This window comes from Pseudomonas sp. FG1 (assembly GCF_034313875.1).
Classification (GTDB): Bacteria; Pseudomonadota; Gammaproteobacteria; order Pseudomonadales; family Pseudomonadaceae; genus Aquipseudomonas; species Aquipseudomonas veronii.
On the sequence record NZ_JAVIWP010000001.1, the window covers coordinates 4192157 to 4213492 of the forward strand.

18 protein-coding genes and 1 pseudogene are annotated in these 21336 nt (G+C 62.9%); 13 read left to right on the forward strand and 6 right to left on the reverse strand.

Features of this window, described 5'->3' with window-relative positions:
* Nucleotides 1-54: 54 nt before the first annotated feature.
* Nucleotides 55-1707 (forward strand): SulP family inorganic anion transporter, encoded by a 1653-nt coding sequence (locus RGV59_RS19260; RefSeq protein WP_126585575.1) that lies wholly within the window; start codon nucleotides 55-57, stop codon nucleotides 1705-1707.
* A 51-nt stretch (nucleotides 1708-1758) separates the two neighbouring features.
* On the opposite strand, the gene acnB is transcribed toward RGV59_RS19260, so the two are convergent.
* Nucleotides 1759-4359, reverse strand: coding sequence for a bifunctional aconitate hydratase 2/2-methylisocitrate dehydratase (acnB, locus tag RGV59_RS19265; RefSeq protein WP_017846468.1), 2601 nt, complete (start codon nucleotides 4357-4359; stop codon nucleotides 1759-1761).
* 396 nt (nucleotides 4360-4755) lie between these two features.
* Here acnB and RGV59_RS19270 point away from each other — a divergent pair, with 396 nt between their 5' ends.
* Nucleotides 4756-5226 carry a DUF1289 domain-containing protein gene (locus RGV59_RS19270; protein WP_017846467.1) on the forward strand — a complete coding sequence of 157 codons (471 nt, stop codon included), beginning with the start codon at nucleotides 4756-4758 and terminating at the stop codon, nucleotides 5224-5226.
* Nucleotides 5227-5229: 3 nt separating this feature from the next.
* Here the strand turns inward: RGV59_RS19270 and RGV59_RS19275 are convergent, their stop codons facing one another.
* A complete protein-coding gene (locus tag RGV59_RS19275; protein ID WP_017846466.1) occupies nucleotides 5230-6093 on the reverse strand; it encodes a universal stress protein in 864 nt (287 codons plus the stop codon).
* Between the two features lie 149 nt (nucleotides 6094-6242).
* Here RGV59_RS19275 and RGV59_RS19280 point away from each other — a divergent pair, with 149 nt between their 5' ends.
* The 3 genes and pseudogenes from RGV59_RS19280 to RGV59_RS19290 all read left to right on the forward strand — a co-directional run bounded on the left by RGV59_RS19280 (nucleotide 6243) and on the right by RGV59_RS19290 (nucleotide 9001).
* Nucleotides 6243-6845: a tRNA-(ms[2]io[6]A)-hydroxylase gene (locus RGV59_RS19280; protein WP_126585576.1), complete on the forward strand. Its 603-nt coding sequence runs from the start codon at nucleotides 6243-6245 to the stop codon at nucleotides 6843-6845.
* Nucleotides 6846-7016: 171 nt separating this feature from the next.
* Nucleotides 7017-7724 carry a winged helix-turn-helix domain-containing protein gene (locus RGV59_RS19285; protein ID WP_017846464.1) on the forward strand — a complete coding sequence of 236 codons (708 nt, stop codon included), beginning with the start codon at nucleotides 7017-7019 and terminating at the stop codon, nucleotides 7722-7724.
* A pseudogene (locus RGV59_RS19290) lies at nucleotides 7725-9001 on the forward strand (ATP-binding protein).
* A gap of 17 nt (nucleotides 9002-9018) precedes the next feature.
* Here the strand turns inward: RGV59_RS19290 and RGV59_RS19295 are convergent.
* The 4 genes from RGV59_RS19295 to RGV59_RS19310 form a co-directional block, all read right to left on the reverse strand.
* On the reverse strand, nucleotides 9019-9213 hold the full coding sequence (locus tag RGV59_RS19295; protein ID WP_185833577.1) for a hypothetical protein: 195 nt from the start codon (nucleotides 9211-9213) through the stop codon (nucleotides 9019-9021).
* A 2-nt stretch (nucleotides 9214-9215) separates the two neighbouring features.
* A complete protein-coding gene (locus tag RGV59_RS19300; protein WP_126585577.1) occupies nucleotides 9216-11039 on the reverse strand; it encodes a serine hydrolase domain-containing protein in 1824 nt (607 codons plus the stop codon).
* Between the two features lie 94 nt (nucleotides 11040-11133).
* Nucleotides 11134-11622, reverse strand: coding sequence for a GFA family protein (locus tag RGV59_RS19305; RefSeq protein ID WP_017846461.1), 489 nt, complete (start codon nucleotides 11620-11622; stop codon nucleotides 11134-11136).
* A gap of 33 nt (nucleotides 11623-11655) precedes the next feature.
* Nucleotides 11656-12546, reverse strand: a complete 891-nt coding sequence (locus tag RGV59_RS19310) for a LysR family transcriptional regulator (RefSeq protein ID WP_079444008.1) — start codon at nucleotides 12544-12546, stop codon at nucleotides 11656-11658.
* Between the two features lie 229 nt (nucleotides 12547-12775).
* On the opposite strand from RGV59_RS19310, the gene RGV59_RS19315 reads away from it, so the two are divergent.
* The 8 genes from RGV59_RS19315 to dctM all read left to right on the forward strand — a co-directional run bounded on the left by RGV59_RS19315 (nucleotide 12776) and on the right by dctM (nucleotide 21316).
* The gene (locus tag RGV59_RS19315) at nucleotides 12776-13594 is read left to right on the forward strand and encodes an FAS1-like dehydratase domain-containing protein (RefSeq protein WP_046490981.1); all 819 of its coding nucleotides are present in this window, start codon (nucleotides 12776-12778) and stop codon (nucleotides 13592-13594) included.
* 28 nt (nucleotides 13595-13622) lie between these two features.
* Nucleotides 13623-14786 (forward strand): acyl-CoA dehydrogenase family protein, encoded by a 1164-nt coding sequence (locus RGV59_RS19320; RefSeq protein ID WP_017846458.1) that lies wholly within the window; start codon nucleotides 13623-13625, stop codon nucleotides 14784-14786.
* A 10-nt stretch (nucleotides 14787-14796) separates the two neighbouring features.
* On the forward strand, nucleotides 14797-16146 hold the full coding sequence (locus RGV59_RS19325) for an MmgE/PrpD family protein (protein ID WP_126585578.1): 1350 nt from the start codon (nucleotides 14797-14799) through the stop codon (nucleotides 16144-16146).
* A 9-nt stretch (nucleotides 16147-16155) separates the two neighbouring features.
* A complete protein-coding gene (locus tag RGV59_RS19330; RefSeq protein WP_126585579.1) occupies nucleotides 16156-17352 on the forward strand; it encodes a CaiB/BaiF CoA transferase family protein in 1197 nt (398 codons plus the stop codon).
* A gap of 14 nt (nucleotides 17353-17366) precedes the next feature.
* A complete protein-coding gene (locus RGV59_RS19335; RefSeq protein ID WP_104903307.1) occupies nucleotides 17367-18182 on the forward strand; it encodes an HpcH/HpaI aldolase/citrate lyase family protein in 816 nt (271 codons plus the stop codon).
* A 156-nt stretch (nucleotides 18183-18338) separates the two neighbouring features.
* Nucleotides 18339-19322 carry a TRAP transporter substrate-binding protein gene (locus RGV59_RS19340; protein ID WP_017846454.1) on the forward strand — a complete coding sequence of 328 codons (984 nt, stop codon included), beginning with the start codon at nucleotides 18339-18341 and terminating at the stop codon, nucleotides 19320-19322.
* Nucleotides 19323-19403: 81 nt separating this feature from the next.
* Nucleotides 19404-20036 (forward strand): TRAP transporter small permease, encoded by a 633-nt coding sequence (locus RGV59_RS19345; protein WP_126585580.1) that lies wholly within the window; start codon nucleotides 19404-19406, stop codon nucleotides 20034-20036.
* Nucleotides 20036-21316: a C4-dicarboxylate TRAP transporter large permease protein DctM gene (dctM, locus tag RGV59_RS19350; protein WP_017846452.1), complete on the forward strand. Its 1281-nt coding sequence runs from the start codon at nucleotides 20036-20038 to the stop codon at nucleotides 21314-21316. Before RGV59_RS19345 ends, dctM begins: the two co-directional genes overlap by 1 nt.
* The last annotated feature ends 20 nt before the right edge of the window (nucleotides 21317-21336 follow it).

A 21336-nucleotide genomic window follows, 5' to 3' on the forward strand; every position in this document is an offset into this window, starting at 1 on the left:
GCGGCAATGGGCGCTAAGCTGGAACACATTTTTAGCCAGGATGGATGGGGCCGATTGAACACTGAAACCGATACGCCCGTTGTCGCTGCGTCGAAGCGAACCCAGGACATAATTGCCGGCTTATCGATTGCCGGTTTGCTGTTGCCGGAGGCGGTGGCCTATTCCAGCATTGCCGCGCTCCCGCCCCAGGCCGGTGTGATTGCCTTGTTTGCCGGGCTGGTGTGCTACGGCCTGTTCGGCACCAGCCGTTTCGCAATCGTCTCGGCGACTTCGTCGTCGGCAGCGGTGTTGGCGGCGGCAACGGCCAGCCTGGCGGGGGATGACCCGGCGCTGAGGCTGTCCCTGGCCTTCGGGCTGGTGCTGATCATTGGCGTGTTTTTTCTGCTGGCCGGGCTGTTCAAACTCGGTGGCGTCACTTCGTTTATCGCCAAGCCAGTGTTGCGTGGGTTTGCCTTCGGCCTGGCGTTGACCATCATCCTCAAGCAACTGGCCAGTGTGGTGGGCGTCCAACTGACCGATAACAACCTGATCCGCTTCCTGCCGCAGTTGCTGGAGCAGTTGCCGAACTGGAACTGGCCCGCCGCGCTGGTGGCTGCGGTGGCCCTGCTGGTGTTGTGGTTATGCGCCCGCGTTCCGCGCCTGCCCGGCGGGCTGGTGGTGATCGTGCTCGGCGTTATTGCCGGCCAGGGCCTGAACCTGCAGGCCCATGGCGTCGCGCTGATCGGCCTGATCGACCTGCGCCTGGAGCTGGGGCATTTGCCGGTACTGCCGTTTGCCGATTGGCTGCGCCTGGGCGAGTTGGCGTTTGCGTTGGTCATGATTTTGTACGCAGAGTCCTACGGGTCCATCAGTTCGTTCGCTCTCAAGCACGGCGACCGGGTGTCGTCCAACCGCGACTTGCTGGCGCTGGGCGCGGCCAACCTGGTGTCTGGGTTGTTCCACGGCATGCCGACGGGCGCCGGGTATTCGGCGACCTCGGCGAATGAGGCGGCTGGCGCCTATTCGCGTTTGGCGGGGATCGTCGCGGCGCTGGTGATCCTGGCGATTGTGTTGACGGTGCTGCCGTATGTTGCGCTCACGCCGGAGCCGGTGTTGGCGGCGGTGGTCATCTATGCCCTGGGCCGGGGTTTGAGCCTGCAGCCCCTGGGGCGTTACTTCCTGTGGCGACGCGACCGTTTGCTGGTGGTGTGTGCGGTGGCGGCGGTGCTGGTGCTCGGCGTGCTGGATGGTTTGTTGTTGTCGGTCGGGATCAGCGTGGTGTTGATGTTGCGCCAGATGTCGGCGGCGGATATCCAGGTGCTTGGGCGCCTGGGCGACACTCATGATTTCGTGGACCGTCAACACCATGCCGATGCGCTGACCGTTCCCGGCGTGTTGATCATACGGCCAAGCGAGGCGCTGTTTTTTGCGAATGCCGAGCGCATCCTCGGCGCCGCCCTGCGCCTGATGCGTCAGTCATCCGCGCAGACGGTGGTGTTGAGCCTGGAAGAGTCCCCCGACCTCGACGGCACCAGCGTCGAAGCGCTGGCCGCTTTTTTTGCCCAGGTGCGCGGGGAGGGCAAGCAATTGGTGCTGGCGCGGGTGCGCCATGACGCCCATGAAGTCTTGCAGGCGCTGCCGGAGGCCCAGGCGCCCGAGGTGTTGCTCAGCGGCTTGAGCGTCGATGGTGCGGTGCAACTGGCGTTGCACAGCCATCCCCAGGCATAAAAAAACGCCGCGTATCTTGCGATACGCGGCGTCCTTTACATCAACACACCCTTAGGCTTGCAGCACCGGGATGTTGGCGTTTGCAGCGCTTTCACGGAACTCGGCGATCTGATCGAAACTCAGGTAGCGATACACATCGCTGGCCATGGTGTTGATCTTCGCGGCGTATTCCATGTACTCCTCGACGGTCGGCAGGCGACCCAGGATCGAAGCCACCGACGCCAGCTCGGCCGAAGCCAGGTAGACGTTGGCGCCATCGCCCAGACGGTTCGGGAAGTTACGGGTCGAAGTCGACACGACGGTCGAATTCGGTTCTACACGTGCCTGGTTACCCATGCACAGCGAGCAGCCCGGCATTTCCATGCGCGCACCAGCCTTGCCGTAGATGCCGTAGTAGCCTTCTTCGGTCAGTTGGTGAGCGTCCATCTTGGTCGGTGGCGACAGCCACAGACGGGTTGGCAGCTGACCCTTGACCTGATCCAGCAGTTTACCGGCAGCGCGGAAGTGACCGATGTTGGTCATGCACGAACCGATGAACACTTCGTCGATCTTCTCGCCAGCAACGCTGGACAGCAGACGGGCGTCGTCCGGGTCGTTTGGCGCGCAGAGCACAGGCTCCTTGATGTCGGCCAGGTCGATCTCGATGATTTCGGCGTATTCCGCGTCGGCATCGGCCACCATCAGCTCTGGGTTGGCAACCCAGGCTTCCATCGCTTGGGCGCGACGTTCCAGGGTACGTGCATCGCCGTAGCCTTCGCCGATCATCCAGCGCAGCAGGGTGATGTTGGAGTTCAGGTACTCGGTGATCGACTCTTTCGACAGCTTGATGGTGCAACCGGCAGCCGAACGTTCAGCCGAGGCGTCGGACAGCTCGAAGGCTTGTTCGATGCTCAGGTTGTCCAGGCCTTCGATTTCCAGGATGCGACCGGAGAAGGCGTTCTTCTTGCCTTTCTTCTCTACGGTCAGCAGGCCAGCCTGGATCGCGTAGTAAGGAATGGCATGAACCAGGTCACGCAGGGTGATGCCAGGTTGCATTTTGCCTTTGAAGCGCACCAGGATCGATTCCGGCATGTCCAGTGGCATCACGCCAGTGGCTGCGGCGAACGCTACCAGGCCGGAACCGGCCGGGAACGAAATGCCCATTGGGAAACGGGTGTGGGAGTCACCACCGGTGCCGACGGTGTCCGGCAGCAGCATGCGGTTCAGCCAGCTGTGGATGATGCCGTCGCCTGGGCGCAGCGACACGCCGCCACGAGTCATGATGAAGTCAGGCAGGGTGTGGTGGGTGGTCACGTCGATCGGCTTAGGATACGCCGCGGTGTGGCAGAAAGACTGCATCACCAGATCGGTCGAGAAGCCCAGGCACGCCAGGTCTTTCAGTTCGTCACGGGTCATAGGACCGGTGGTGTCCTGGGAACCCACGGTGGTCATCTTAGGCTCGCAGTAGGTGCCTGGACGAACGCCAGTCACGCCGCATGCCTTGCCGACCATCTTCTGCGCCAGGGTGAAACCCTTGGTGCTTTCGGCCGGAGCTTCCGGCTTCTTGAACAGGTCGGACGGTGGCAGACCCAGTTCGGCACGCGCCTTCTCGGTCAGGCCGCGGCCGATGATCAGCGGGATACGGCCGCCGGCACGGACTTCGTCCAACAGCACCGGGGTCTTCATTTCGAAGGTGGTCAGGACTTCATCGGTACCGTGCTTGCAGACTTTGCCAGCATGCGGGTACAGGTCGATCACGTCGCCCATGTTCATGTTGGTGACGTCGAATTCGATCGGCAGTGCGCCAGCATCTTCCATGGTGTTGTAGAAGATCGGAGCGATCTTGCTGCCGAAGCAGAAGCCGCCAGCACGCTTGTTCGGCACGTAAGGAACGTCGTCGCCGAAGAACCACAGTACGGAGTTGGTTGCCGATTTACGCGACGAACCGGTACCGACCACGTCACCGACGTAGGCGATCGGGAAGCCTTGGCCGCGCATTTCTTCGATCTGCTTCATCGGGCCGGTCTTGCCTTGCTCGTCCGGCACGATGCCGTCGCGAGCCATTTTCAGCATGGCCAGGGCGTGCAGCGGGATGTCAGGGCGGGACCAGGCGTCCGGCGCAGGCGACAGGTCGTCGGTGTTGGTTTCGCCGGAGACCTTGAATACGCGCAGGCTGATCTTGTCGGCCAGGGTCGGACGGTTCTTGAACCACTCGCCGTCGGCCCAGGACTGGATCACGGCCTTGGCGTGTGCGTTGCCGGCCTTGGCTTTTTCAGCCACGTCGTGGAACGCATCGAACATCAGCAGGGTGTGCTTGAGTTGAGCGGCGGCAACAGGCGCCAGTTCGGCGTTGTCGAGCAGCTCGACCAGGGTCACGATGTTGTAGCCGCCTTGCATGGTGCCAAGCAGTTCAACGGCGCGTTTCTTGTCGATCAGGGGAGAAGTGGCTTCGCCCTTGGCCAGGGCAGACAGGAAACCGGCTTTGACGTAGGCAGCTTCGTCAACGCCTGGTGGAATGCGGTTGGTGATCAGGTCAACGAGGAATTCTTCTTCGCCAGCCGGGGGATTTTTCAGCAGCTCGACCAGGCCTGCGGTTTGTTCGGCATTAAGCGGCTGGGGAACAATACCCAGGGCTGCACGCTCTTCGATATGTTTGCGGTAGGCTTCAAGCACAGTTATTACCCTCATCAGTGGTCCCACGGGACGCTCATCCAGAAATGAACGGCACGCATGCGCTCGGGGGCTTTTTGGGCCGCAAAGCCAGCGCTGCCGACATTCCTCACAGAAGCTGCTTTCAAAGTTTTACGCCTGCAGAACGGAGCTGATGAGGGTTGGCGCTGGCTTGACCTGCCGGGTCATTGACCATCGCCAACACCGTTCTGAAGGAACGACTGTGCTCGTGACGCTTTGAAAACAGCTTCCAGCGGATTATTGGCGCCTTATAAGGCCGGATGATTCTACGGCAAAAAAATTCTAAACGTAAGTTGCCAAGCCAAGTTTGCTGGGTGATCAACCTTAGACAAAGGGCTAACATGGCGCCCTGTTTCGCTGATTTGCGTGTTGCCGCCCATGTCCAACCAAGCCATCAAGACCCCCTGCGTAGGCCTGTGCTCCACGGTTTACGGTGACCTCGTGTGTCGCGGCTGCAAGCGTTTCCACCACGAAGTGATCCAGTGGAACGGCTATAACGAAGAAGAAAAACGTGCGGTGTGGCTGCGGCTCGAGCAACTGTTGGTGCAGGTCATGGCCGGCAAGCTGGAGGTTTTCGACCCCAAGACTCTGCGCAGCCAGCTGGAGCAACGCAAGATCCGCTTTGTGCCGCACCAGTCCGAGTACTGCTGGGCCTACCAGTTGATCGCCCGCGGGGCACGGGTGATTTCCAACCTGGAGGCCTATGGCATGGTGCTGCTGCCGGAGTTCCGCGAGTGGAATCTGCCGCAGCTGCGCGATGCCATCGACCGTGAGTTTTTCATCCTGTCCGAGGCGCACTACCAGCGCTATATCGCGCCGGGGTTTCTCAAGGATGTGTTGGGCGCCTGACGATCAGGCTTTGTTGGCCAGCTTTTCCAGTTGATCCGTCAGTGCCTGGGGCTTGAGCACCAGCACATCGCTTTCCAGCGCATCGAGCACCACTTCCGCCGTATTGCCGATCAGCGCGCCGGTCAGCCCGGTGCGCGCCACGGTGCCGATGATCGTCACTGCGGCTTTCAAGGTGTAGGCGGCATGGGGAATCAGCACATCCGCCGGGCCTTCTTCGATATGCAGGTGGGCGTCGTCGATATCGAACGTGGCCTGGAATGCCTTGCACTGCTCGCGATAACGCGCCTCGATGGTTTCCTTGAGCTGAAACACCGGGTCGCCGGCCGAGAGCATTGGCGATGGATGGGCGCTGATGACATGCAGTGACGCCTTGGCCAGGCTGGCGATGTCGAAGCCGTAGTCGATGATCATGTGGTGCAGCGCACGATGCTCGGTGTCGGTATTGCCTACATCGATGGCGGCGAGAATGACGCCGTCGTTCCATGGCGTTGCTGTCTTGACCAGCAGCACCGGCACCGGGCAGTAGCGCAACAGCTTCCAGTCGGCCGGGGTCAGGAGCGCCTTTTTCAGCGGGCTGTCGGGGTAGTGCTGCTTGATCACCAGGCCACAGCCTTCGGCCTGCTGCACCTCGATGATGGTTTCATGCAGGCTGGTATTCCACGCCTGTTCGGTGGTGACGCTGTAGCCGTCTTCGGTCAGGCCGGACTTGAGCAGGCTCAACAGCGCCGAATGCTCATGTTTCTTGTCGCACACCAGCAGGTGCAGGCGCGCGCCGGTGGTCCCGGCGATCAGTTTGGCGCGTTTGAGGGCCAGGCTTTCCGAATGCTCGGGCTCAAGGACCACCAGGATGCTGCGGATGGCTTGCATGATCGGGACTCTCCAGAAAGGGGGCGTTGAACAACTATAGTTGCTGCCCGCCAGACGTCATGTTGATGCACATCAAGGCCAGCGGCTGGTGGTCTGCGGCGCGGTCGGTATAATCGGCGACCTTTTGTGATCCTTTGCCCGTGAGCCCGATGAACCTGCCCGAAATCCACGAATTCCTCGGTTGCCCCACCCCTGACGCCTGGGTCCAGGCCGCGTTGGCCGATCAGGAAACCCTGCTGATCGACCACAAGAACTGCGAATTCAAGGCCGCCAGCACTGCCTTGAGCCTGATCGCTAAGTATCACAGCCATGTCGACTTGATCAATATGATGTCGCGCCTGGCCCGGGAAGAGCTGGTCCATCACGAACAGGTCATGCGCCTGATGAAGAAGCGCAAGGTCGCGCTGCGTCAGTTGCACGCCGGGCGTTATGCCTCGGGCTTGCGCAAGGTGGTGCGCAGCCACGAGCCGGTCAAGCTGGTGGACACCCTGGTGGTCGGCGCCTTTATCGAGGCGCGCAGTTGCGAGCGTTTCGAGGCGCTGGTGCCACATTTGGACGAAGAACTTGGCACGTTCTACTTCGGCCTGCTCAAAAGCGAGGCGCGGCACTACCAGGGTTACTTGAAACTGGCTTATCAGTATGGCGAGGCCAAGGATATTGCCCAGGTGATCGAACGGGTGAGGGCGGCCGAGCAGGAACTGATCGAGTCCCCCGACGTCGAGTTCCGCTTTCACAGTGGCGTGCCAGCCTGAGGCGACGGCTGCGCATACAACGCTCGGTGACGGCGTTAAAAATTGCAGGCTATTTGTTAAAAACTCTTAAAAGCATGAAGCTTCATCGCGTGTGGCCGGCCAAGCGCTGCCGGCGGGCAACTTGCCACCTATAATGCGCGCACTTCAATCCGCGTTGTGCACTGAGAACTTATGGAAAACCTGGGGCTGGGCAAGGTATTGCTCGTTGAGGACGATGAGAAGCTGGCAGGGCTGATCGCGCACTTTCTGGCACAGCACGGTTTTGAGGTACGGGCGGTGCATCGCGGTGATGCGGCCTTGGCGGCCTTTCTTGACTTCAAGCCCAAGATTGTCGTGCTCGACCTGATGCTGCCGGGCCAGAGCGGCTTGCATGTGTGTCGCGCGATTCGCGCGGTATCCGACACGCCGATCGTGATCCTCACCGCCAAGGAAGACGACCTGGACCACATTCTCGGCCTGGAGTCCGGCGCCGACGACTATGTGATCAAACCGATCAAACCGCCGGTGCTGCTGGCCCGCCTGCGAGCGTTGCAACGGCGCCAGGCGCCGGAGCCGACGGTGCGCGGCGCCATCGAGTTCGGGCGCCTGGTCATTGACCGCAGTTGCCGGGTGGTCAGCCTGGGCGGCGAGAAGATCGACCTCACCACCATGGAGTTCGAACTGTTGTGGTTGCTGGCCAGCAGCGCCGGCAAGATCCTCTCGCGCGATGACATCCTCAACCGCATGCGCGGCATCGCCTTTGATGGCCTGAACCGCAGCGTCGACGTGTACATCAGCAAACTGCGCGGCAAGCTCAACGATAACCCCCGTGAGCCGGTGTGCATCAAGACCATCTGGGGCAAGGGTTATCTGTTCAATCCGTTTGCGTGGGAGGTCTAGATGCTGCGCCTGTTTCTACGCCTGTATGTGATTCTGGCCCTGGGCCTGGCGGGAGCGATCTGGCTGGTCAACTACACGTTCGACGAGTTGCTGCCCGAAACCGACGAAACCTATAGCCGCGAGGCCGTGCGCGGCCCGGCCTATGGCCTGGTCGAACAACTGCGGCCGCATGTCGGCGAAGCGCGGCAAGCCCGCTTGGCCGAATTGCAACCCCATTACGGGCTGCACCTGAAGCTGGTTGAAAGCGAAGCCCTGGGGCTGTCCGAGCGTGAAAAAAGCTGCTGGACGACGGCTTGCTGGTGGTGCGCGGGGACTTCAAGGAGTTCCTCTCCCGCATCGACAGTGGCATGCAGTTGCTGGAAATCAAACTGCCGGAAGAACCCAAATGGATGTACATGTGGGTCTACGGCTTTCTCGGGCTGTGCCTGGCTATCGTGCTGTATTTTTGGGTGCGCCCGCATTGGCGCGACCTGGAGCATATCCGCCTGGCCGCCCAGCGCTTCGGCGATAACGACCTCGGCTCACGCATCCTGTTGCCGCGTCGCTCCACCGTGCGCGAACTGGCCGGGCACTTCAACCAGATGGCCGAACGCATCGAGAGCCTGATCGCCAACCAGCGTGAGTTGACCAACGCGGTCTCCCACGAACTGCGCACGCCCATCGCGCGCCTGTCGTTCGAGCTCGACCAGCTCAAACAACAGGCCGATCCCCGGCAGAGCCTCGCACTGATCACCGACATGTATGCCGACCTTGGCGAGTTGGAGGAAATGGTCTCTGAATTGTTGACCTACGCCAGCCTGGAGCGCGGCGCCACCCAGGTCACGCAGGAAAATATCGAGGCCCACAGCTGGCTCGACAGTGTGATCGGCAGCGTGGCCCTGGAGGCCGAGGCGGAAGGCGTGCAGTTGTCCTTGCGTACCTGTGAAGTCGACGTTATCCAGATCGAACCGCGCTTCATGGCGCGTGCGGTGATCAACCTGCTGCGCAACGCCATTCGTTACGCCGACCGCCGCGTGGAAGTGTCGCTGGTCAAGTTCGGCAGTGGTTATGAAGTGCGGGTCTGCGATGACGGCCCCGGCATCCCCGAGGAAGGCCGGGCGAAGATCTTCCAGCCGTTCATCCGCCTCGACGCCAGCCGCGACCGCCGCACCGGCGGCTTCGGCCTCGGCCTGGCGCTGGTGCAGCGGGTTTGCCAATGGCATGGCGGGCAGGTCCAGGTAGTCGATTCGGAGTGGGGTGGGGCGTCGTTTCGGATGAGTTGGGCGTATACCGAATAAGGCTTTTGGGGGGTGGATCAGGTACGGGAGGGCGATTGCAAAAAGCCGCAGACTGCTGTGCCGACAGTCACACCACCCAAGTCATAGCTGGCACTCACGCCCAATTGCGTGCGCGATTTGATTTTTCCCAGGGCCTTGTCGGCGCCCTCGACAGGCACACTGAGCTGATGGACAGGCAAAGGTGTTTCGAACGCATAAGCAGGTGCATCCATGGTTAGAAAATCAAGGGCTTATGGGGCGACTGCGTGCGTTTGAAGGCGTAGCCCGAGGCGCTGAGGCCGTTGACCTGGCGGCTGACGGTGTCGCCCAGGCCATAGCCATTGCCGGCAAGCACGGCATGGGCGTGGTCCACGGGCAGCAGGATGTAATCGGTCAGCGGCTTGTCGTGCAGTTGGCCGCGAATCACCAGGAAGCCTTCTTCCAGACGCACGCTGATGCCGCTGAGTGGCGCGTCGGGTTCGTGGGTGCTGAGCACTTGATAGGTGCCGACGGTGTCGGCCCAGGCCAGTGGCAGGGGCGGCGGGTCGATGCGTTCGCCCACGGCCACCCGCTGGCCGTGGCTGCGCGCGGTGAGTATCTGCCGGCCTTGCACCGTCACCACGTCCAGTTGCACGTGGCCCAGCCCGCCGAGATCCTTGAGCCAGAACCCCAGGACCTTTTGCTGCGCGCGCAACCAGCCGTCTTCATCGCGCAGCAGTTCGAAGGTGTATCCGGCCAACTCGCCGGACAATCGCGTAGGGGTATCCCTGATCCGGAATACGCCCCAGGCCGTGGCGTAGAACCCGGCCAGGCGCTTACGGTCGATGGCGGCGGGCACCTGGCGCAACTTGCCCCCGTGCTTGGGCGCCTGGCAGTCGTCGGCGCATACCGGCGCGCCGGTTTGCGCCTGGAGCATCAGGCGCAGGGTGTCGGTGCTCAGCGCGACCACCATGTCTTCGGCGTTGCTGTCGTTGGCCATGATGATCACTGCCAACTGCTGGTCCGGCAGCACCGTCACCTGCGCGGCAAAATCGTCGCCCCCGCCGCTGTGCTGGAACGTGCGTATGCCGGGGCTGACCGGCTTGTCGCCACAGGGCGAGAGAAACCAGCCCAGGCCCATCTGGCAATCGAAGTCCAGCACGTTGCCGATATTCTGTTGGGTAAACATCTGCTCGATGGAAGCGCGGTCCATTACGCGGGTGTCGTTGTAGAGGCCTTGGGCGAACAGCATCTGTACGTAGCGGCTGAGGTCCTTGGGGCTGGTCCACAAGCCGCTGGCGGCGAGGTCGCGCACCTGGGCATCGGTGCTCGCGCTGCCATCCTGATAGCCGAGCGCGCGGTGGGGCACGTGCGCGCTGACGCCGACAAAACTCGATTGGTTCATCTTCAACGGCTTGAACAGGCTGTTTTGCAACTGGGTCTCGAATGCCTTGCCGCTGCTGCGTTCGATAGCCGCGCCCACCAGCGCATAGCCGAGATTCGAGTACGCCACCTGCGAACCCGGCGGGGTGCTCAGCCACACGCCCGACATACGCATTGGCATCTGGCCCATGGCGAAGGTGTTGCGCAGGCCGCGCAGGTGTTCGCTGGGCAAGCCCGACTGATGACTGAGCAAGCGGCGCAGGGTGATGGCGCGGTCGGCGTCGGCCTGGTCGTCATGGAAGCGCGAGCGCACATAGAACTCGCGCAAGGTTTGCTGGATCGGTGCGTCAAGGGCCAGTTGCTGTTGTTCCACCAGTTGCAGCGCGGCGGTGGCGGTGAGGAGCTTGGAGATCGCGCCGGCGCGAAATGCCGTATTCGGCGTCACCGGTACGCCCCGGGCCTTGTCGGCCACGCCGAAACCATTGGCCCAGATCAACTCTTGGCCATTGACCAGGGCGATGGACAGCCCGGGCACCTGCTCCCGGGCCATCTCCCACGGAATGCGGGTTTGTAGATAGCGAATGATCGCGTTGTAGTCGCCCTTGGGGATCGGCGGCGGGGCAGGCGGTTGACCATGGCAACCGATACTGCCGAGCAGGCAGCCCAGCAGCGGAATACCGCGCAATGTGCGAAACATGAAGAGCACCCGGATGGTTGTTTGGATGCTCGAATGCTAGGGAAGGGCTGTCCGACAATCTTTGCAAGCTTTGTCGGAAAACTGTCAAAGACTGTTAACGCGCCAACCCCAACCGCTCATGCCACTGCGCGATCGATTCCTGCGGATATTCATCGAACTGCAGGTCGCCCTTGCGCACGCTGACTTCGACCCAGGGCGCCTTGGAACCGAGCATCAGGTGCGTGTGCTGCGGCGGCACTGGCAACGGTGTGTCGATGGCCGAGGCAAACGGATGGATCAGCTCCGGCCACTGCGGGCTGAACAGCCATAGCGCGCTGCCGCATTGTGAACAGAAATGCCGCTCGGCGCTGCTGGCATGGGCGCGGCTGGCGCCTTCGGGCTTGAGCCTGGCGTGGTAGATCGAGATCAGCTTGCGCCCGCGCACTTTCAGGCTGTTGCTGTCGCCCGCGAGGTTGATCGCGTAACCGCCGCCACCCTGGGTCTTGCGGCAAATCGAGCAATAGCAGCGTTGGTAAGGGTAGGGGTGGGCGCTGGTCAGGCTGAACGTCACAGCGCCGCAATGGCAGGAACCTTCGAGTTGCATGGGCAGTCTCCTCTGGCAAGGTGACTCTGGAGTCTAGGCGCTTTGCGGCATCAAGGTCGCGATCAGGGCACGAATGGTCCCCGGCAGCGCTTCCAGCTCGCGCACCAGGATACTGCGCTCGCGAATCGCCCATGGCTCATTCAGTTTCACCGCCACCAACTGCATGGTTCGGCTGTGCCGCAAGGCGGCGGATTCCGGGATGATGCCAATGCCCACACCCGCCTCGACCATCCGGCAGATCGCCTCGAAACTCGACATTTGGATGCGCAGCGACAACTGCTTGCCGACCCGCTCGACGTGCTCGCGCAGGAAACTCAGCAAGGTGCTGCCTTCGTGCAGGCCGATGTGCTGGTAGGCGAGGGTCTGTTCCAGTGTCACTGAGGGTTGGTCCGCCAAGGGGTGGCCCACGGGCACCATCAATACCAGTTTATCGGTGCTGAAGTGCAGCACCTGCAGGCCCGCGGCCTCCACGGGACCGGCGATGATGCCCATGTCGCTGGTGCCATCGAGCACGCCGCGCACGATATCGCGGGACAGGCGCTCCTGCAGGTCGACAGTGACACCGGGCCGCTGGGAGAGGAAACCGGCCAACACTTCGGGAAGAAACTCAGTGACCGCCGTGGTGTTGGCGAAGATGCGGATATGCCCGGCGGAGTCGACGCCGTATTGGGTGAACTCACTTTTCAGGTAGTCCACCTGGCGCATGATCAGCCGCGCATGGTGCAGCAGCCGCTCGCCTGCCGGGGTGATCTCCACGCCGCGGCTGTCGCGGTACAACAGACGTGTTTCCAACTGGCCTTCCAGGGCCTTGATGCGCGCACTCGCAGCCGCCGGCGAGAGGAAGGCGCGCTTGGCACCCTGGGTCAGGCTGGGTGATTCGGCGATATGGATAAACAGGCGCAGGTCGGCGAGATCGAAGTGCATGGCGGCTCCGGGGTGGACAGGGCTGTTCGGTGCAACGGCGGTGCGGGGCTTGCCTGCGCTGACAGTGTGCCGGCGATGAAAATGCCAACCAACCGAAGCAAGTCCGTTGCCCATCAATGCGTGGCGTTCAGCATAGCCGAACGCTGGCTTATTGAAATGCAAATTCTCAGAACGGTCGGGCGCTTGCATGATCCGGGGCACACATTCACAGCCCGAGGACCTGCACCCGATGAGCGCCACTGATTGGATCGGCCGAAGCGAAACGGCCCACGACCACCTGAGCCACAACCTGCTCACACGCATCGCCGCGACATTCGGCGAGCCCGTGCCCGAACACGGCGCGGCGGTGCCGCCGTTGTGGCAATGGTGTTTCTTCCAGGACCCGCTGCCGGAATCGGCCCTGGGCACCGACGGCCACCCGGCCCGTGGCGGCTTCCTGCCGCCGGCGGATAACCGCAATCGCATGTGGGCCGGTGGGCGTCTCGAGTTCCTGCATCCGCTGCGCGCCGGCGAGGCGGCCAGCCGTGTGTCGACCATCACCCAGGTCGAAGAAAAGACCGGCCGCACCGGTGCGTTGCTGTTTGTCACTGTGCGCCATGACTACACCCAGGACGGCCGCCTGGCGATCCGCGAAGAACAGGACATCGTCTACCGCGAACCGACCCCACCCAAGCCGGGCAACGGCGCTGCGCTGGCGGCGGGTGAGTGGTGCGAAGCGATCGAGCCGACGCCGACCCTGCTGTTCCGCTACAGCGCCGTGACTTTCAACGGCCACCGCATTCACTACGACTATCCCTACGTCACCGGCACGGAAGGCTATTCGGGCCTGGTGGTGCATGGGCCGTTGATCGCCACGTTGAGCCTGCGCGCCTTTTGTCGGGCTCATCCCCGCGCCACGGTGCGCCGTTTCGACTATCGCGGCGTGCGCCCGCTGATCGCTGCGCAACCGTTTGAAGTCGCCGGACGTATCAGCCAAGCCGGCGTGGCAGAGCTGTGGGCCGGTAATCACGATGGCTTGGCCCAGCAGGCCCGTGTGCATTTCGAATAACACCAGAACAACAGGCGGAGAGCCGTTAATGAACCCGAATGACAATGAAGCACTCAATGCCATCCGCGCAGGCGTGCGCGCTTTGTGCGCCGAATTCGATGCGACGTACTGGCGTCGGATCGACGAAGAAAAAGCGTTCCCCGATGCCTTCGTCAAGGCCTTGACCGCCGCCGGCTGGCTGTCGGCGATGATCCCGGAAGAGTACGGCGGCTCCGGCCTCGGCCTGGCTGAAGCGTCGGTGATCCTTGAAGAGGTCAACCGTTGCGGCGGTAACTCCGGCACCGTCCACGGCCAGATGTACAACATGTTCACCCTGCTGCGCCACGGCAGCGCCGCGCAAAAACGCTTCTACCTGCCCAAGCTGGCCAGTGGCGAATTGCGACTGCAATCGATGGGCGTCACCGAGCCCAGCACCGGCACCGACACCACCAAGATCAAGACCACCGCGATCAAGCGCGGCGACAAGTACGTGATCAACGGCCAGAAAGTCTGGATCTCGCGGGTGCAGCATTCCGATCTGATGATCCTGCTGGCGCGCACCACGCCGCTGGCCGACGTGAAGAAAAAGTCCGAAGGCATGTCGATCTTCCTCGTGGACCTGCGCGAGGCGATCGGCAACGGCCTGACCGTGCAACCCATCGCCAACATGGTCAACCACGAAACCAACGAGCTGTTCTTCGACAACCTCGAACTGCCTCTGGACAGCCTGATCGGCGAAGAGGGCAAGGGCTTCAAGTACATCCTCGACGGCCTGAATGCCGAGCGTACCCTGATCGCCGCCGAGTGCATCGGCGATGGCCGCTGGTTTATCGAAAAGGCCAGCGCCTATGCCCGCGACCGCGTGGTGTTCGGCCGGCCCATCGGGCAGAACCAGGGCGTGCAGTTCCCGATTGCCGAAGCGCATATCGAAATCGAAGCGGCCGACCTGATGCGCTGGCGTGCCTGCGAGGAATACGACCGTGGCGCGCCTGCCGGGGCCAGCGCGAACATGGCCAAGTACCTGGCGGCCAAGGCGTCCTGGGAGGCGGCCAATGCGTGCCTGCAAACCCACGGCGGCTTTGGTTTTGCCTGCGAGTACGACGTGGAACGCAAATTCCGCGAGACCCGCCTGTACCAGGTGGCGCCGATCTCCACCAACCTGATCCTGTCCTACGTGGCCGAGCACTTGCTCGAGCTGCCACGCAGTTTCTGAGAGCCTGAACATGAGCCATACCCAAGCCCTGTGTCGGTTCCTCGCCGAATTGACCTATGCGCAGTTGCCCGAACCGGTGCTGGCGCGCACCGAAGACCTTTTTCTCGATTGGCTGGCGTCGGCGCTGGCCAGCCAGGGCGCGCACCCGATCCCGCTGTTTGAACGCTACGCGCAGAAAATGGGGCCGAGCAGCGGCCCGGCGCAGGTGATCGTCAATGGCCGCAGCAGCAGCGCGTATTTCGCCGCGTTGGTCAACGGCGCCTCGTCGCACCTGGTGGAGCAGGATGACCTGCACAACAGCTCGGTGTTGCACCCGGCGACGGTGGTCTTTCCCGCGGCCCTGGCGGCGGCCCAGGACCTCGGCAAATCCGGCCGTGAACTGCTGCTGGCCGCGGTGGCCGGTTATGAAGCTGGAATTCGCATCGGCGAATTCATGGGCCGTTCCCACTACCGCATCTTCCACACCACCGCGACCGTCGGCACCTTGGCGGCGGCGGTGGCCGTGGGCAAATTGCTGGGGTTCGATCAGGAGCAATTCATCAATCTGCTCGGCAGCGCAGGCACCCAGGCTGCCGGGCTGTGGGAGTTTTTGCGCGATGCCGCCGACTCCAAGCAATTGCACACGGCCAAGGCGGCGGCGGATGGCTTGCTCGCCGCGTACCTGACGGCGGACGGGCTGACTGGTGCGCGCAATATCCTCGAAGGCGACCAGGGCCTGGCGGCCGGGATGTCCAGCGATGCCGAACCGCACAAGCTGTCCGCCGACCTCGGCCGGCGCTGGGCGCTGCTGGAAACCTCGTTCAAGTTCCATGCCTCGTGTCGCCACACCCATCCTGCCGCCGATGCGCTGCTGCAGTTGATGCAGCGTGAAGGCCTCGATGCCGCCGCGATCGCCAAGGTGCAGACCCGCGTGCATCAGGGCGCCATCGATGTGCTGGGGCGCGTCACTACGCCGGCCAGCGTTCACCAGGCCAAGTTTTCCATGGGCACCGTGCTGGGCCTGATCGCCGTGCATGGCAAGGCCGGGCTGGTTGAGTTCCACACGTTGGCACTGAGCGATCCCGCCGTCTCGGCCTTTCGCGACAAGGTCAGCATGACCCTCGATCGCGAAGTCGACGACGCCTATCCGCAGCGTTGGCTGGGCCGCGTCACCGTCACCACCGAGGATGGCCGCACGCTGCACGGCGCTATCGACGAGCCCAAGGGCGACCCCGGCAACAGCCTCAGCCGCGCCGAGCTGGCGGATAAATTCCAGCGCCTCAGCCAGTTCAGCGGCGCGCGCACCCCGGCCGAGGCCGACGCGTTGATCGCCAAGGTCTGGCAGTTGCGCAACACCCCGTGCATGGCCCACTGGCTTTGAGGAATCGTCATGACTGCTAATCAACGACCGCTGGACGGTATCACCGTTGTCAGCCTGGAACATGCGATTGCCGCACCCTTTTGCACACGCCAATTGGCCGATCTCGGTGCGCGTGTGATCAAGATCGAACGCCCCGGCAGCGGTGACTTCGCCCGTGGCTATGACGAACGCGTGCGCGGCCTGGCGTCGCATTTCGTGTGGACCAACCGCTCCAAGGAAAGCCTGACCCTGGACCTCAAGCAAGACGCGGCGGGCGCCATTCTCGACAGCTTGCTCGCCGACGCCGATGTACTGGTGCAGAACCTCGCACCCGGTGCGGCGGCGCGCATGGGCCTGTCGTTCGAGACGCTGCATGCGCGCTTCCCGCGCTTGATCGTCTGCGATATTTCCGGCTATGGCGAAGGCGGGCCCTACGCGCAAAAGAAGGCTTATGACCTGTTGATCCAGAGCGAGGGCGGCTTTCTGTCGGTGACCGGCGGGCCCACTGACGACCAGATGGCCAAGGCCGGTTGCTCCATCGCCGACATCGCCGCCGGCATGTACGCCTACAGCGGCATCCTCTCGGCGCTGTTGTTGCGCGGCAAGACCGGCGAGGGCAGCCGTATCGACGTGAGCATGCTGGAAAGCCTGGTGGAGTGGATGGGCTACCCGATGTACTACGCCTTCGACGGAGCACCGCCACCGCCGCGTGCCGGAGCGGCGCATTCGACGATTTATCCCTACGGACCGTTTCCCACCGGCGACGGCGGTACGGTGATGCTCGGCTTGCAGAACGAGCGCGAATGGGCGGCGTTCTGCGACAAGGTGCTGCTCACCCCGGCCTTGGCCGCAGACGAGCGCTTCTGCGCCAACTTCAAGCGCTCGGCCAACCGCGAGGCGCTGCGCCGGATCATCGTCGACAGCTTCGCCCGACTCGACGCCGAGGCCGTCATCCAGCGCCTGGAACATGCGCAGATCGCCAGTGCCCGCGTCAACGATATGCACGGCGTGTGGGACCACCCGCAACTCAAGGCACGTGACAGCTGGCGCGAAGTCGCGAGCCCGGCCGGTCCGCTGCCAGCGCTGTTGCCGCCAGCGCGGAATACGGCATTCAGCCCGCGCATGGATGCGGTGCCCGCGTTAGGCCAGCACAGCCAGGGCATTCTCGATCAGCTCGGTTATTCGGGCGAAACCATCGACGACCTGCGCGCGCGCGGCGTTATCTGACAAGGAGTGTGATGATGCCAACGCCTGTAGTCCGTTCAGCCCTGTTCGTTCCCGGCAGCCGCCCGGAGCGGTTTTCCAAAGCGCTGGCCAGCGGTGCCGACGCGGTGATTGTGGATTTTGAAGACGCGGTGGAAGAGCCGCTCAAGCGGCAGGCGCGGGAGAACCTTGGCGCGTTTTTGCGCGCCCACCCCGACACCCGGGTGTGGGTGCGGATCAACGCGCCAGAGCACGCCGAACACGCTGACGATGTGGCGTTCTGCAGCGCCCATGCAAACGTGGCGGGCGTGCTGCTGCCGAAAGTCGAAAGTGCCGCCCAGGTCGCGGTGGTGGCCGCCGCCGGCAAACGGATCTGGCCGATTATCGAAAGCGCCAAGGGCCTGCTGGCGGTGGCCGCGATTGCCCATGCGCGGCAGGTGGAGCGCCTGTCGTTCGGCGGCCTGGACCTGGCGCTCGACTTGAATCTGAGCAGCCCTTCGCCAGCGGCTGACTTTGCCCTGGACCAGGCGCGCCTGGCGCTGATCGTGCATTCTCGCGCCGCCGGCCTGGTGGCCCCGCTGGACGGCGTCCACCCGGCCATCGACGACCCCGAAGGCCTGCGCCGCTCGATCCGGCATGCCTATGAAATGGGCTTTGCCGGCGCGCTGTGCATCCATCCCCGGCAGGTGGCGGTGATCCATGCGGCCTTGGCACCGAGCGCCGCAGACCTGGCCTGGGCCAAGCGCGTGGTGGCGGGCGGAGCCCACGGGGCCGGCGCGTATCAGATCGATGGGCAGATGGTGGATGCCCCGGTTCTGTTGCGCGCACAACGGCTGCTCGCCGCCCGGCGCTGACGGGCGCAGCCGAAGCCAGAGGCGAGAGAAGATCTGCATTTTCGTTCAGGTTGGCGTTCATCTAAGCCGAACGCAGGTATCAAAAACTCGAAATTCACTACACGCGCCATATCAGGCACCTTGCCCTACAACACAACAATAAGAAGGTGATTTCCCATGCTCAAGCTCTCCCGGGCGCTGTTCTGCGCCGCCACCTTGTTCGTCGCGGGCCTGGCCCAGGCGGCGGACCCGATTGTGATCAAGTTCGCCCATGTGGTTGCCGAAAACACGCCCAAAGGCCAGGGCGCGTTGCTGTTCAAGAAACTTGCCGAAGAACGCCTGCCGGGCGTGGTCAAGGTCGAGGTGTACCCGAACTCGTCGCTGTTCGGCGATGGCAAGGAAATGGAAGCGCTGCTGTTGGGCGATGTGCAGATGCTCGCGCCGTCCCTGGCCAAGTTCGAGCAATACACCAGACAGGTGCAGATCTATGACCTGCCGTTCCTGTTCAACGACCTGGCCGCCGTCGACCGCTTCCAGGCCGCCCAAGGCAAGCAGTTACTGACCTCGATGCAGAACAAGAACATCCTCGGCCTGGCCTATTGGCACAACGGTCTCAAGCAGTTGTCGGCCAACAAAGCCCTGCACGAACCCAAGGACGCCCGTGGCCTGAAGTTCCGCGTGCAAGCCTCCAGCGTGCTTGAAGAACAGTTCAAGGCGATCCGCGCCAACCCGCGCAAGATGAGCTTTGCCGAGGTCTACCAGGGCTTGCAGACCGGTACGGTCAACGGCACCGAAAACACCTGGTCGAACTATGAAAGCCAGAAGGTCAACGAGGTGCAGAAGTACTTCACCGAGTCCAACCATGGCCTGATCGACTACATGGTGATCACCAACGCGAAGTTCTGGAACGGCCTGCCAGCGGATGTGCGCAGCACCCTGGAGCAGATCATGGCCGAGGTCACCGTTGAGGTGAACAAGCAGGCCGAGGCGCTGAACCAGTCGGCCAAACAGAAGATCGTCGACGCCAAGACCAGCGAAATCATCGAACTGACCCCCGCGCAACGCCAGCAATGGCGCGAAGCCATGCGCCCGGTCTGGCAGATGTTCGAAGGCGAGATCGGGGCTGACCTGATCAAGGCGGCGGATGCGTCCAACCTGTAATGCCGGGGCATACCGAGATCCCTCCCACAGGTTGATCCGGTTTCCACTCTGAAACCTATTCCCGCTTCGCGAGGTTTTGCCATGCAAACGCTCAGGCGCGTCTGGGAGCACCTGGAGGAAGGCGTCATTGCCTTCCTGCTGGCCGCCATGACCCTGGTGACATTCGTCTACGTCATGCTCAACAACATCTACACGCTGTTCTTTGCCCTGGCCGACAAGTGGGCCTGGAGCAGCCATTTTTTCAACGCCCTGGGCGACGGCAGTATGACCTGGGCCCAGGACATGACCTGGAGCGTGGCGCTGACCAAGGCCATGTTCGGCTGGCTGATTTTCTTCGGCATTTCCTACGGCGTGCGTACCGCCGGCCACCTTGGGGTGGATGCGCTGGTCAAGCTGACCGGACGCCGGGTGCAGCGCTTGCTTGGGATGCTTGCCTGCCTGTGCTGCCTGGCCTATGCCGGGCTGTTCATGGTCGCCAGTTACAGGTGGGTGAGTGCGGTGATGACAGCACACATCGGCGCCGAAGACCTCGACCAGTTCGGCATCGATGTCGGCGACATCGTGCTCATCGTGCCGGTCGGTTTTGCCCTGGTGTTTATCCGCTACCTGGAAATTTTCTATCGCCTGTTCACCCACCGCCAGGTCGGGTTGGGGCTGGCCGACGAGGCCGGTGAGGCGAGCAAATTGGCCGGCGGCCATGAGGAGCGTCACTGATGGCCGTGCTCTGTCTGTTTCTGCTGTTGTTTGTGTTCATGTTCCTCGGTGTGCCCGTCGCGATTTCCCTCGGATTGTCCGGCGCGGTGTCGATCCTGATGTTCAGCCAGGACTCGGTGAGTTCCCTGGCGATCAAGCTGTTCGAAACCTCGGATGCCTATACCTTCCTGGCGATTCCGTTCTTCCTGCTGTCCGGTGCGTTCATGACCACCGGCGGCGTGGCGCAGCGGCTGATCGACTTCGCCAATGCGTGTGTTGGGCATATCCGTGGCGGCCTGGCGATTGCGGCGGTGTTGGCGTGCATGTTGTTTGCCGCGTTGTCCGGTTCGTCACCGGCCACCGTGGCGGCCGTCGGTTCGATTGCGGTGGCCGGGATGGTGCGCTCCGGTTACCCGAAGGCGTTCGGCGCGGGCATCATCTGCAACGCCGGCACCCTGGGCATCCTGATTCCGCCGTCGATCGTGATGGTGGTGTATTCGGCCGCCACGGAAACGTCGGTCGGCAAGTTGTTCATGGCCGGGGTGATCCCGGGGCTGCTGCTGGGCCTGATGCTGATGGTCGCGATCTATATCGTGGCGCGCATCAAGAAGCTGCCGGCGCAGCCACGGGCGAGCTTTCGCGAGTGGCTGGCCTGCGCGCGCCGTGCGTTCTGGGGCTTGCTGCTGCTGGTGATCATCCTCGGCGGCATCTACAGCGGGATGTTCACCCCGACCGAAGCCGCGGCGGTGGCAGCGGTGTACTCGGCGTTTGTCGCGCTGTTCGTCTACAAGGACATGAGTCTGCGCGACTGTCCCAAGGTGCTGCTGGAGTCCGGGCGGCTGGCGATCATGCTGATGTTTATCATCGCCAATGCGATGCTCTTCGCCCATGTGTTGACCACCGAACAGATCCCCCAGGAAATCACCGCCTGGGTGCTGTCCGAAGGGCTCACGCCGATCGGCTTCCTGATCATGGTCAACGTGGTCTTGCTGATCGCCGGCAGTTTCATGGAACCGTCGGCGATCGTGTTGATCCTGGCGCCGATCTTCTTCCCGATCGCGATGAAGCTGGGCATCGATCCGATTCACTTGGGGATCGTGATGGTGGTGAATATGGAAATCGGCCTGGTCCACCCGCCGGTGGGCTTGAACCTGTTCGTGACCTCGGCGGTGACCGGCTTGACGCTGGGGCAGACCATTCGTGCGGCGATGCCGTGGCTGATGATCCTGTTGGTGTTCCTGATCATGGTCACCTACCTGCCGTTCATCTCGCTGGCGCTGCCGCACTGGCTGGGGATGTAGACCTCACGATGTGGGAGCCT